Origin of the sequence: Pseudomonas sp. Yb2C2, from assembly GCF_052112325.1 — a bacterium.
In the GTDB taxonomy this organism is placed as follows: domain Bacteria; phylum Pseudomonadota; class Gammaproteobacteria; order Pseudomonadales; family Pseudomonadaceae; genus Aquipseudomonas; species Aquipseudomonas marginalis.
Map to the genome: position 1 here is coordinate 100,381 of NZ_JAVAJK010000019.1, position 12,870 is coordinate 113,250.

General features: G+C 62.2%; 7 protein-coding genes and 2 pseudogenes. 3 read left to right on the plus strand and 6 right to left on the minus strand.

The window, feature by feature from the left end:
* Positions 1–36: 36 nt before the first annotated feature.
* Positions 37–1,761 carry a ubiquinone-dependent pyruvate dehydrogenase gene (poxB, locus tag Q8X51_RS23920; protein ID WP_315871760.1) on the minus strand — a complete coding sequence of 575 codons (1,725 nt, stop codon included), beginning with the start codon at positions 1,759–1,761 and terminating at the stop codon, positions 37–39.
* A 77-nt stretch (positions 1,762–1,838) separates the two neighbouring features.
* Positions 1,839–2,117, minus strand: a pseudogene (locus tag Q8X51_RS23925) (2,4-dienoyl-CoA reductase); the annotation flags it as partial.
* On the opposite strand from Q8X51_RS23925, the pseudogene Q8X51_RS23930 reads away from it, so the two are divergent.
* Positions 2,110–2,241, plus strand: a pseudogene (locus Q8X51_RS23930) (MerR family transcriptional regulator); the annotation flags it as partial. The pseudogenes Q8X51_RS23925 and Q8X51_RS23930 sit on opposite strands and share 8 nt — an antisense overlap.
* A 519-nt stretch (positions 2,242–2,760) precedes the next feature.
* Here Q8X51_RS23930 and Q8X51_RS23935 read toward each other — a convergent pair.
* A complete protein-coding gene (locus Q8X51_RS23935) occupies positions 2,761–3,255 on the minus strand; it encodes a DUF934 domain-containing protein (RefSeq protein WP_003235539.1) in 495 nt (164 codons plus the stop codon).
* Complete coding sequence (locus tag Q8X51_RS23940) at positions 3,239–4,897, minus strand: nitrite/sulfite reductase (protein ID WP_407694579.1); 1,659 nt, start codon at positions 4,895–4,897, stop codon at positions 3,239–3,241. The genes Q8X51_RS23935 and Q8X51_RS23940 overlap by 17 nt, the downstream gene beginning before the upstream one ends.
* Before the next feature lie 422 nt (positions 4,898–5,319).
* Here Q8X51_RS23940 and Q8X51_RS23945 point away from each other — a divergent pair, with 422 nt between their 5' ends.
* Complete coding sequence (locus Q8X51_RS23945; protein WP_065927909.1) at positions 5,320–6,387, plus strand: ABC transporter substrate-binding protein; 1,068 nt, start codon at positions 5,320–5,322, stop codon at positions 6,385–6,387.
* Here Q8X51_RS23945 and Q8X51_RS23950 read toward each other — a convergent pair.
* Entirely contained in the window at positions 6,384–6,602 is a 219-nt protein-coding gene (locus Q8X51_RS23950; protein WP_027606482.1) for a DUF2970 domain-containing protein, read from the minus strand. The genes Q8X51_RS23945 and Q8X51_RS23950 overlap by 4 nt on opposite strands.
* Positions 6,603–6,654: 52 nt before the next feature.
* On the minus strand, positions 6,655–10,365 hold the full coding sequence (gene metH / locus Q8X51_RS23955) for a methionine synthase (RefSeq protein ID WP_407694580.1): 3,711 nt from the start codon (positions 10,363–10,365) through the stop codon (positions 6,655–6,657).
* Between the two features lie 165 nt (positions 10,366–10,530).
* Here metH and Q8X51_RS23960 point away from each other — a divergent pair, with 165 nt between their 5' ends.
* Positions 10,531–12,822, plus strand: a complete 2,292-nt coding sequence (locus Q8X51_RS23960) for a fatty acid cis/trans isomerase (RefSeq protein ID WP_407694581.1) — start codon at positions 10,531–10,533, stop codon at positions 12,820–12,822.
* Positions 12,823–12,870 lie beyond the last annotated feature (48 nt).

The window sequence follows — 12,870 nt, forward strand, 5'->3', positions numbered from 1 at the left end:
CTGGAGTTAGGGCTTGCCCCCTCACTCAGTGTTGGATCAGCGCAACCAGTTAGTCCGCGCCAACTCGATCACTTCATCTCCACGCCCACTCATCACCGCCTTGAGCATGTACAGGCTGAAGCCCTTGGCCTGTTCCAGCTTGATGCTCGGCGGCATCACCAGTTCCTGGGTGGCCGTCACCACATCCACCAGCACCGGGCCATCATGGGCCAGGGCGCGGCGCAGGGCCGGTTCCAGGTCTTCGGATTGCTCCACGCGAATGCCGAGGATGCCCATGGCGTTGGACATGGCGGCGAAGTCCGGGTTTTTCAGCTCGGTGCCGGCATCCAGGTAGCCCGCGGCCTTCATTTCCATGGCGACAAAGCCCAGGGACGAGTTATCGAACACGATGACTTTGACGGGCAGGTTCAACTGCGCCAGTGAAATGAAATCCCCCATCAGCATGGCAAACCCGCCGTCGCCGGACATCGAGATCACCTGGCGCCCAGGAAAGGCTGCCTGCGCACCGATCGCCTGGGGCATGGCATTGGCCATGGAGCCGTGGTTGAACGAGCCGATCAGGCGACGCTTGCCGTTCATCTTCAGGTAGCGCGCCGCCCACACCGTCGGCGAGCCCACGTCGGCTGTGAAGATTGCATCGTCGTCCGCCAGTTCGCTGAGCAAACGCGCCACGTACTGCGGGTGGATCGGCCGGTTGGCCTTTGACGGTTGCGCCAGGTCGTCCAGGCCTTGGCGGGCTTTTTCGTAGTGCTTCAGCGAGGTCTCGAGGAAGCTGCGGTCGGTCTTGCGGGTCAGGCGCGGCAGCAGCGCGTCGAGGGTCTCGCTCACATCGGCAGCGATGCCCAGGTCCAGCGTGGCGCGACGGCCCAGGGCCTGCGGGTTGCGGTCGACCTGGATGATTTTGGCATCGGCGGGGTAGAACTGGCGGTACGGAAAGTCAGTGCCGAGCATGATCAGCGTGTCGCAGTCGAGCATGGCGTGGTAGCCGGAGCTGAAGCCGATCAGGCCGGTCATGCCCACATCGAATGGGTTGTCCCATTCCACATGCTCCTTGCCGCGCAGGGCGTGCACCACCGGTGCCCCCAGCGTGTCGGCCAGGGCCACCACTTGATCGTGGGCACCGGCGCAGCCACTGCCGCACAGCAGGGTGACTTTCTCGCTGCTTTCAAGGATCTCGGTCAGGCGCTGCAGGTCCTGTTCCGCCGGCAGGGTGCGCGGTGCGTGCAGGGCCGGCCAGGGCTTGAGCTTGTCTTCGACTTCCAGCAACGATACGTCCCCCGGAATCACCACCACCGCCACGCCGCGGTTGAGGACCGCCGAACGCATGGCACGGTGCAGCACGTGCGGCATCTGTTCGGGGTTGGTGACCAGCTCGATAAAGTGGCTGCACTCCTTGAACAGTTCCTGGGGATGGGTCTCCTGGAAGTAGTTCAGGCCGATCTCGGAGGAGGGGATTTGTGCGGCAATCGCCAGCACCGGCACATGGTTGCGATGGCAATCGAACAGGCCATTGATCAAGTGCAGGTTGCCCGGCCCGCAGCTGCCGGCGCACACCGTCAGTTCACCCGTGGCCGCCGCTTCGGCACCGGCGGCGAAGGCGGCGACTTCTTCGTGGCGCACGTGCATCCACTCGATGCTGTCCATGGTGCGCAGGGCGTCGGTGAGACCGTTGAGGCTGTCGCCGGTCAGGCCCCAGATGCGCTTGATCCCCGCCTGTTCAAGGGTGGTCGCCAATTGCTGGGCCAGGTTGATTTTCGCCATGAAGAACTCCAATCGTCAGTGAGGTTAAAAGCGGCTGATCAATAGGGGACAGTTCGATCACGGCGAATGCTCCGCCTTTAATGTGAAGATTGCGTCATGGACGCGCGGTATTGCCGGGTGCGCCGGGCGATAAACCACTGGTCGCGCACCAGCGCCAGCCACGGTGCTACCTTGGCATCGGGCAAGCGGCCGCGGCTCAGGCGGCGCATCTGGTCACGCACCACGGCCAGGGTCGCGAGAGCGGCCAAGGGTTTGCGCTGCCAACTGATCGGTTTGAGTTGCGGGTTGAGGTCGCGCCCCTCGTGCCAGTGTTTGATCAGTTGCGGTTCCAGGGTGAGGGCGGTGGCAATGCAGGCGCAGTTGACTCATAGCAAGGCGCAGTTGCTGGGCGTGATCGAGGCGGTCCGGGCGCAGCCGGAAGGCGTGCCGTGCTCCATGGGGCAGAAGCAGGTGCTGGCATCGATTAAGATCGGTGCCTGAAAAAGCTTCGATGAGCATAGGTATCTACACAACGTAGCAGCCAACGCTAACCACGATGCGAAGCGAGCCGCCCTTGATCTTGATCTTGATCTTGATCTCAGGCGCCCCGTTAACCACGCTGGCCGGAATTCGATAGTGATTTGGGGGGTAAACCGGCAGGGATGCCGGTTTAGCCGCCCCGCGCCATGGATGGCGCGTGGCGGCGGCCCCCCACATCACTGTCGGATTACGGGCACACCGAGCCTGGGCGAGGTGCCGAGTGGTGGGGCGAAGCGTTTTTGGTTACTTTTGGCGCTCTTCCAAAAGTGACCCGCTGTAAGAGCGGAACCCTAAGTAGCCGTTGCCGCAGCAACGGATATGTACTCATTCCAACCCAAGCACATGGTCGGCCCAGAGGCCGCCATCGGGGGCAAGTCGAATCGTCGCACCGCCCCTCCCACATTTAGCGCGGGGCATCAGTTAGAGAGTCGTCAGCACCCGAGCCGTCACGGGAGCAACCCCCCACCCCACATTTGATACTCAGCGACGACGGAACAGCGGCAGCGGTTCATCCGTTGCTGCCTGGTACGTCACCGAGAAGTCCTTGAGGCTTTCCAGCGCCTCGTACGGGTCTTTGTCGGCGCGCAAGGCGAAGGCATCGAACCCGCAACGGCGCAGGTAGAACAGCTGGTCGCGCAGCACGTCGCCAATGGCCCGCAGCTCGCCTTTGTAACCGTAGCGGTCACGCAGCAAGCGTGCGTTGGAATAGTTGCGACCGTCGGTGAAGGCCGGGAAGTTCAGGGCAATGACCTGGAAGTGTTCCACGTCAGCGCCGATCTCTTCGGCTTCTTCATCGGCGTCCAGCCACACACCCAGGCCGCCGTCGCGAGCCTTGAGGGCGTGGCCATGTTCGCGCCACAGCGCCAGCGGCACGATCAGGTCGTCGCAGTTGGAAATGCCGTCGAAGCTCGCGTCCTTGGGCAAAAGGTGCCAGGTTTCGTCGAGGACTTCGTTGTTCTTAATGATTCGCTGCATAGACGCGCTCCTTGAACAGGTCAATGCCGATGCGCTGGTAGGTGTCGATGAAACGCTCATCTTCGGTGCGCTGTTCGATGTACACGTCGATCAGCTTGCCGATCACCTCGGGCATGGCTTCCTGGGCGAAGGACGGGCCGAGGATCTTGCCCAGGCTCGCATCGCGGCTGGCGCTGCCACCCAGGGACACTTGGTAGAATTCTTCGCCTTTCTTGTCCACGCCCAGGATGCCGATATGGCCGACGTGGTGGTGACCACAGGCGTTCATGCAACCGGAGATGTTCAGGTCCAGCTCGCCGATGTCGAACAGGTAGTCCAGGTCGTCGAAACGGCGCTGGATCGATTCGGCGATCGGGATCGACTTGGCGTTGGCCAGGGAGCAGAAATCGCCGCCCGGGCAGCAGATGATGTCGGTCAGCAGGCCGATGTTCGGCGTGGCGAAACCGCCTTCGCGCAGTTCGCCCCACAGGGTGAACAGTTGGCTCTGCTCAACGTCCGCGAGGATGATGTTCTGCTCGTGGGAGGTGCGCAGTTGGCCAAAGCTGTAGCGCTCGGCCAGGTCGGCGACGGCGTCCAGCTGCTTGTCGGTGATGTCGCCCGGTGCCACACCGGTCGGTTTCAGCGACAGGGTCACCGCCACATAGCCCGGCTTTTTGTGCGCCAGGGTGTTGCGGGTGCGCCAGCGGGCAAAGCCCGGGTGCTGCTGGTCGAGCGCTGCGAGCTCGGCGTCCTGATTGCTCAGCGCCTTGTACTCGGGATCGACGAAGTGCTTGGCCACACGGTGCACTTCGGCTTCGGTCAGGGTGGTCTGGCCGCCGCGCAGGTGCTCCATCTCGGCATCGACTTTCTGGGCGAACACCTCAGGGGTCAGTGCCTTGACGAGGATCTTGATCCGCGCCTTGTATTTGTTGTCGCGACGGCCGTAGCGGTTGTAGACCCGCAGGATGGCGTCGAGGTAGCTCAACAGGTCCTGCCACGGCAGGAACTCGTTGATGAACGCACCGACCACCGGGGTACGGCCCAGGCCGCCACCCACCAGGACACGGAAACCCAGCTCGTCAGCCGCGTTGTACACCGGCTCCAGGCCGATATCGTGTACTTCGATGGCGGCACGGTCCGAGGTCGAGCCATTGATGGCGATCTTGAACTTGCGTGGCAGGTAGGCGAATTCGGGGTGGAAGGTGGTCCACTGGCGGACGATTTCACACCACGGGCGTGGGTCGATCAGCTCGTCGGCGGCAACCCCGGCGAATTGGTCGGTGGTCACGTTGCGCAGGCAGTTACCACTGGTCTGAATGGCGTGCATCTGCACGGTGGCCAGTTCAGCCAGGATGTCCGGCACATCTTCCAGGGCCGGCCAGTTGAACTGTACGTTCTGGCGGGTACTGATGTGGGCATAGCCTTTGTCGAAGTCGCGGGCAATCCTGGCCATCATGCGGGTCTGGCGCGAAGTCAGTTGGCCATAAGGCACGGCCACCCGCAGCATCGGCGCAAAGCGCTGGACATAAAGGCCATTTTGCAGGCGCAGAGGGCGGAACTCTTCTTCGCTCAGTTCACCTGCTAGGTAGCGTCGGGTCTGATCACGGAACTGCTTGACGCGGTCCTCGATGATGCGCTGATCGTATTCGTCGTATACGTACATATAGGTCCTGTTCTCGGCAAATCTGCGCGCACGGCCGCGCACTCCCAACGGAGCCGGCGCACGATACCAGTTTGCGTTTATGCGCAAAAGTGATGTTTGAGTATATGCACATAACCAAAATGACTAATGAGAAAGGTTATCGCGATACCCACATTTGTCATGCGGGCAATCGTGAACTTTACTGTGATCGTGTTTGAGTGCAATCACCTATAAAACCGACAAGAGGCGATGCAATGAGCAATCCGACCAAAGCCCGTAAACCTGACAGTACCGTTGATGCCTGGGCCATTCTGTTCCTGATCATTCTGGTGGTGGGAACGGCCGTTTTCTGGGTCAGCCACCAATAAAGGACGTTGATTGAGCCTCGATTGGTTCAGGCATTGCCACTATCATGGCGGCCTATTTTCGAGGCTCAAGCATCCATGTTGAAGGTGTTGATTACGTGTGTCTGGTTGCTGGGATCGACGTATGGGGTGATGGCTCATGCAACGTCGGTGGTGTTTCTCAATCCAGGCATGTCGACGGAAACCTTCTGGGTCAGCTACGCGCAATTCATGCAGGCCGCCGCCAAGGACCTCGGCCTGGACTTGCGCGTGCGTTATGGCGAGCGTGATGCCGGCAACACGCTGGCTCAGGCGCGTGAGGTGCTGCAAGGCAGCCAGCGGCCCGATTACCTGGTGCTGGTGAATGAGCAGTACGTTGCACCGCAGATCCTGCGCATGGCCGAGGGCAGTGGCGTCAAGCTGCTGCTGGTGAACAGCGCGCTGACATCCGATCAGGCGCAATTGCTGGGAACCCGCCGTGGCATCCGTTTGATCGGCAGCCTGGTGGCTGACGATGAACAGGCTGGCTACCTGATGCTCCGTGATCTGTTGCGCCAGCACGGTCCGGTTGCGCCGGGCGAGCCCCTCGACCTGTTGGCGTTTTCCGGGACCAAGTCCACCCCGGGGGCGCAATTGCGTGAGCGCGGCATGCGTCGGGCGCTGGCCGAGCATCCCGAGGTGCGCCTGCGTCAGTTGGTCTACGGCGAATGGAACCGCGAACGCGCCTTCGAACAAGCGACGCAACTGTTCAAGCGCTACCCGCAGACGGCGCTGGTGTGGTCGGCCAACGATCAGATGGCGCTGGGCGCCATGCAGGCGCTGCAGGGCAGTGGGCGGTTACCGGGCAGGGACGTGCTGTTCAGCGCGGTCAACAGCTCGCCGGAGATCCTGCAGGCACGCCTGGATGGACGCTTGTCGTCCCTGGTCGCCGGGCATTTCACCGTGGGCGGCTGGGCCATGGTGTTGGTCCATGACGATGCCAAGGGCCTGGACATTGGCGCCTATGGCGGACGCGACCGGCAGTTGGCGCTATTCCAATTGATCGATGCCGGCCAGGCGCGGCGCTTGTTGGGGCCGACACCGTCGGTGAATTTCCGCGCGTTGTCCGCCCAGGACAAGCCCGTGTCCTATCGTTACCCGTTCAGCCTGCACCTGCTGCTGCGCTAGACGCCGGCCAGGTGCAGCACCAGTTTGACGATGCCGAACAGCGTCAAGGCGAATACTGCTGTGAACAGAATGCCCAGGATCACGAAGTGGCTGGGCTTGCCGTGGGTGAAGTCGCGGGCGCGATTCTTGCCGCTCTGCACGCCAAACGCAGCGGCCATGACGCTGTGGAGCATCTGCCAGAAGGTCGGCGGCTTGTTGTTGACTGGATCGTCCATACGTCCCTCGACACAAGGTGTGTGAGGGACAGCATAGACAATCCAGGCCGGCTTAGTTGTCGTAGCCCAGGTTCGGCGCCAGCCAGCGCTCGGTCACGGCCAGGTCCTGGCCCTTGCGCGCGGTGTAGCTGGTCACCTGGTCCTTGTCGACCTTACCGACGGCAAAGTACTGCGCCTGCGGGTGGGCGAAGTACCAGCCGCTGACCGCCGCCGCCGGGAACATCGCATAGTGCTCGGTGAGGAACACGCCGCTGCGCCCAGCCTGCATTTCGCGGGCCTCGGGGTCGAGCAGTTGGAACAACTGGGCTTTCTCGGTGTGGTCCGGGCACGCCGGGTAACCGGGGGCAGGGCGGATGCCGCTGTACTGCTCCTTGATCAGCGCCTCGTTGTCCAGTTGCTCGTCCTTGGCGTAGCCCCAGTGTTCCTTGCGCACCTGCTGGTGCAGCCACTCGGCACAGGCCTCAGCCAGGCGGTCGGCCAGGGCCTTGACCATGATCGAGTTGTAGTCGTCACCCGCGTCCTGGTAGGCCTTGGCCACTTCCTCGGCGCCGATGCCGGCGGTGGTGATGAAACCACCGATGTAGTCGGTCACGCCGCTGTCCTTGGGCGCGACGAAGTCTGCCAGGGAGAAGTTCGGCTTGCCGTCGGTCTTGATGATCTGCTGGCGCAGGTGGTGCAGCCTGGCAATCGGCTGGCCGTCTTCGCCGTAGACTTCCAGGTCATCGTCCTGCACCTGGTTGGTCGGCCAGAAACCGAACACCGCGCGGGCACTGATGAGTTTTTCGTCGATCAGCTTCTTGAGCATTTCCCGTGCGTCGGCGTATAGCGCGGTGGCGGCTTCACCCACCACTTCATCGGTAAGGATGCGCGGGAACTTGCCGGCCAGGTCCCAGGAGATAAAGAACGGGGTCCAGTCGATGTACTCGGCCAGGACGTTGAGGTCGATATTGTCCAGCACCCTGGAACCGGTGAAGGTTGGCTTGACCGGCGCGTAGGTGCTCCAGTCGAACTGCGGCTTCTTGGCGATGGCCGCCGGGTAGCTCAGGCGTTCGGTGCGCGCACTGCGGTTGGAGGTGCGCTCACGCACGTCGATGTATTCCAGGCGGGTCTTCTCGACGAAGCCGGCCTTCAATTCCTTGGACAGCAGCTGCGTGGCCACGCCCACCGCACGGGAGGCGTCGGTGACGTAGATCACCGCGTCGTTGCTGTACTTGGGCTCGATCTTCACCGCCGTGTGCGCCTTGGAGGTGGTCGCACCGCCGATCATCAGCGGCAGGTGGAAATCCTGGCGCTGCATCTCGCGGGCCACATGCACCATCTCGTCCAGGGACGGCGTGATCAGGCCGGACAGCCCGATAATGTCGCACTTCTGCTCCTTGGCCACCTGCAGGATCTTCTCGGCCGGCACCATTACGCCGAGGTCGACGATGTCATAGCCGTTGCAGCCGAGTACCACGCCGACGATGTTCTTGCCGATGTCGTGCACGTCGCCCTTCACCGTGGCCATCAGGATCTTGCCCTTGGCTTCCGGCTTGTCGCCTTTTTCCAGCTCGATGAACGGGATCAAGTGGGCCACGGCCTGCTTCATCACGCGGGCGGATTTCACCACCTGGGGCAGGAACATCTTGCCGGCGCCGAACAGGTCGCCAACGATGTTCATGCCGGACATCAGCGGGCCTTCGATCACTTCGATAGGGCGGGCGAACGACAGCCGCGATTCTTCGGTGTCTTCGACGATATGGGTGGTGATGCCCTTGACCAGCGCGTGTTCCAGGCGCTTGTTGACCGGCCAGCCGCGCCATTCTTCGGTCTCGGCCTCTTTTACGCTGCCGTCGCCCTTGTACTTGTCGGCGATGGCGAGGAGGGCGTCGGTGCCTTCCGGGGTGCGGTTGAGGACTACATCTTCCACGGCATCGCGCAGCTCGGCCGGGATCTGGTCATAGATCTCCAACTGGCCGGCGTTGACGATACCCATGGTCAGGCCGTTGCGGATCGCATACAGCAGGAACACCGAGTGGATCGCTTCACGCACCGGGTTGTTGCCCCGGAACGAGAACGACACGTTGGACACGCCACCGGAGGTCAGCGCATACGGCAGCTCGTCGCGAATATAGGCGCAGGCGTTGATGAAATCGACGGCGTAGTTGTTGTGTTCTTCGATGCCGGTGGCGACTGCGAAGATGTTCGGGTCGAAGATGATGTCTTCCGGTGGGAAGCCGACTTCATCCACCAGGATGTCGTAGGAGCGCTTGCAGATTTCCTTCTTGCGCGCTTCGGTGTCGGCCTGGCCGGCTTCGTCGAACGCCATCACCACCACGGCGGCGCCGTAGCGCTTGCACAGCTTGGCGTGGTGAATGAACTGCTCGACCCCTTCCTTCATGCTGATGGAGTTGACGATGCCCTTGCCCTGGATGCACTTGAGGCCGGCTTCGATCACTTCCCACTTGGAGGAGTCGATCATGATCGGTACGCGGGAGATGTCCGGCTCGCCGGCAATCAGGTTGAGGAAGGTCACCATGGCCTTCTTCGAATCGAGCATGCCCTCGTCCATGTTGATGTCGATCACCTGGGCGCCGGCTTCCACCTGTTGCAGGGCGACTTCCAGGGCTTCGGTGTAGTTGTCCTCGCGGATCAGGCGGGCGAAACGCGCAGAACCGGTGATGTTGGTGCGCTCGCCGACGTTGACGAACAACGAACTGCGATCAATCGTGAACGGCTCCAGGCCCGACAGGCGACAGGCCTTGGGGATGTCTGGGATCGGGCGCGGCGCGTAGCCGGCCACGGCCTTGGCGATGGCTTCGATATGGCCCGGGGTGGTGCCGCAGCAGCCGCCGACGATGTTGAGGAAGCCGCTCTGGGCGAACTCTTCGATGACCTTGGCGGTTTCCGACGGCAATTCGTCGTACTCGCCGAATTCATTGGGCAGGCCGGCGTTGGGGTGCGCGGACACATGGGTATTGGCTTTGTTGGACAGCTCTTCCAGGTACGGGCGCAGCTCGCTGGCGCCGAGGGCGCAGTTCAGGCCCACGGAAATCGGCTTGGCGTGGGCGACCGAGTTCCAGAAGGCTTCAGTGGTCTGGCCCGAGAGGGTACGGCCGGAGGCGTCGGTGATGGTGCCGGAGATCATGATCGGCAATTCGATACCGAGCGCTTCGAACACACCCTGCACGGCGAAGATCGCGGCCTTGGCGTTGAGGGTGTCGAAGATGGTCTCGATCAGGATCAGGTCGGCACCGCCCTCGATCAGGCCTTGGGTGGCCTCGGTGTAGTTCTCCACCAGTTCATCGAAGGTGACGTTGCGGTAGCCGGGGTTGTTCACATCGGGCGACAGCGAGCAGGTGCGGCTGGTCGGGCCGAGGACGCCGGCGACGAAACGCGGCTTGGCCGGGTTCTCGGCGGTCTTGGCATCGGCGATCCTGCGCGCCAGGCGTGCGCCTTCGACGTTCAGTTCATAGGCCAGTTCTTCCATGCCGTAGTCGGCCATGGAGATACGGGTGGCGTTGAAGGTGTTGGTTTCGAGGATGTCGGCTCCGGCATCCAGGTAGGCCTTCTCGATCCCGCCGATCACGTCCGGGCGGGTGAGCACCAGCAGGTCGTTGTTGCCCTTGACGTCGCTCGGCCAGTCGGCGAAGCGTTTGCCGCGGTAGTCGTGTTCTTCCAGTTTATAGCTCTGGATCATCGTGCCCATGCCGCCGTCGAGGATCAGGATGCGTTCCTTGAGGGCGTGGTGAAGGGCTTGCAGACGAGCGCTACGATCGGACATGGGACTACTCTGGTCAGGCATTACGGAGGGCGTGGATCATAACAAACCTGTGCGGATTTGCGGCATGTCCGGGTTTTGCATGAATATCGCTCATGTTGAGCGGGGGCATGGCCCGGTAGAATCACCGCCACTTTAAAACGCACGCCTTGAATCGGGACCGGATACATGTCACTTCGTCTTATCGTCAGTGCCGTCCTGGCATTGATAGCCAGTAGCGCTCTGGCAGAAGGTCCCCCCCAGGCGATCTCGTATACCCGCGACATCCAGCCGATCTTCACCGAGAAGTGCGTGGCCTGCCATGCGTGCTATGACTCCGCGTGCCAGCTCAACCTGGGCAGTGCCGAGGGCGCGGCGCGCGGTGCGACCAAAGTGCCGGTCTACGACGGCGAGCGCAGCCAGGCCACACCCACCACGCGCTTGTTCTATGACGCCTTCGGCAAGCAGGCGTGGCAGCAGAAGGGTTTTTATTCGGTACTCGACGCCCAGGGCAGCCAGGCCGCGCTGATGGCGCGCATGCTGGAGCTGGGGCATACCGCAGCGCTGAAGCCCAATGCCAGGCTGCCCGAAGAGATCGTATTGGGCCTGAACCGCGAAAACATGTGCGCCACACCCGGCGAGTTCAACGCCTATGCCGGTGCCCATCCCAAGGAGGGCATGCCGTTGGCGGTCACCGGCCTGAGTGACCAGCAGTACCAGACCCTGCAGCGCTGGCTGGCCTCTGGTGCACCGATTGACCAGCAAGGCGTGGCCCCCAGCGCCCGGGAAGCCGCACAGGTGCTGCAATGGGAGAACCTGCTCAACGCCCCCGGCGCGCGGGAAAGCCTGGTGGCCCGCTGGTTGTTCGAGCATCTGTTCATTGCGCATCTGTATTTCGAAGACGGTGAGCCTGGGCATTTCTTCCAGTGGGTGCGCTCGCGTACCCCCAGCGGCCAGCCGATTGACCTGATCAATACCCGCCGCCCCAATGACGATCCCGGCACCCGTGTGTACTACCGCCTGTGGCGCGTGGAAGGGGTGATCGTCCACAAGACCCACATCACCTACCCCCTCAGCGCGGAGAAAATGGCGCGGATCAAAGCCCTGTTCTACAGCGGCGACTGGCAGGTCAGCGCCTTGCCCGGCTACGGCCCCGGCCGGCGGGCCAACCCTTTCGAGACTTTCGAGGCGATTCCGGCCCAGGCGCGTTACCAGTTCATGCTGGATAACGCCGAATACTTTGTGCGCACGTTTATTCGCGGGCCGGTGTGCCGCGGGCAAATTGCCACGGACGTGATCCGCGACAATTTCTGGGCGTTGTTCCAGGCGCCCGACCACGACCTGTACGTCACCGATGCGCGCTATCGCGGCCAGGCCACGCCGTTGCTGGCGATGCCAGGGCAGAATGACGATGTGGGCAGTGTGCTCAGCCTGTGGCTCGAATACCGCGATAAGCGCAACCAGTACGAAGCCCTGCGGCGAGACAGCTATGCCGAGTTGCCGGCACCCAGTTGGTCGACCCTGTGGGCCGGCAATGACAATGCCCTGTTAAGCATCTTCCGCCACTTCGACAGCGCCTCGGTCAATAAGGGCCTGATTGGTGAAGTCCCGCAGACACTGTGGTTGTTCGACTATCCGTTGCTCGAGCGCACCTATTACCAACTGGTGGTCAATTTCGATGTGTTCGGCAACGTATCGCACCAGGCCCAGACCCGGCTGTACTTCGACCTGATCCGCAACGGTGCCGAGCAGAACTTCCTGCGCCTGATGCCGGCCGATAGCCGCGATGCGTTTATGGATGATTGGTACCAGAACAGCGGCAAGATCAAGCTGTGGCTGGATTACGAAGCCATCGACGACGACACGCCTACTGCCTTGCACCTGGATAAAAAGGACCCCAAGCGCGACTTCGCCAACCAGTTGCTTGCCCGCTACGGTGACCTGAATGCCAGCCCGGATCCGATCAACCGTTGCGGGGGCGCGTTTTGTTCGCGCGACGGTATCGACCCGGCGCTGCAGGACGCCGAACAGGCGTTCAGCCGCCTGACTTCACGCCCGGCGGCGGGGCTCAAGGTGATTGACCAGTTACCCGAAGCGACGATGCTGCGCGTCGAAACCGCCAGCGGCAAGCGCGTGGTCTACAGCCTGCTGCGCAATCGCGCTCACAGTAACGTGGCATTTCTGCTGGGCGAGGCTTATCGCTATCAGCCGGGCCTGGACACACTGACCCTTTACCCTGGAGTGCTCAGCAGTTACCCGAACTTCATGTTCAACATCCCTGCCCAGGAAGTGCCCGAATTCGTCGCCGAAATGGAGCGGGCCAAGGACGCCAATCGCTTTGAGAAAATTGTCGACCGCTGGGGCGTGCGCCGCAGCCACCCGTTGTTCTGGCAGTATTTCCACGATTTGTCCCAGTACATCCGCGAGACGACGCCGGTGGAAGAGGGGGTGCTGGATATGAACCGTTATGAAAACCTCTGACAGAGGCCGGCGTCTTTTCCGACAAAATTACTCGGACTTTGTACCTGC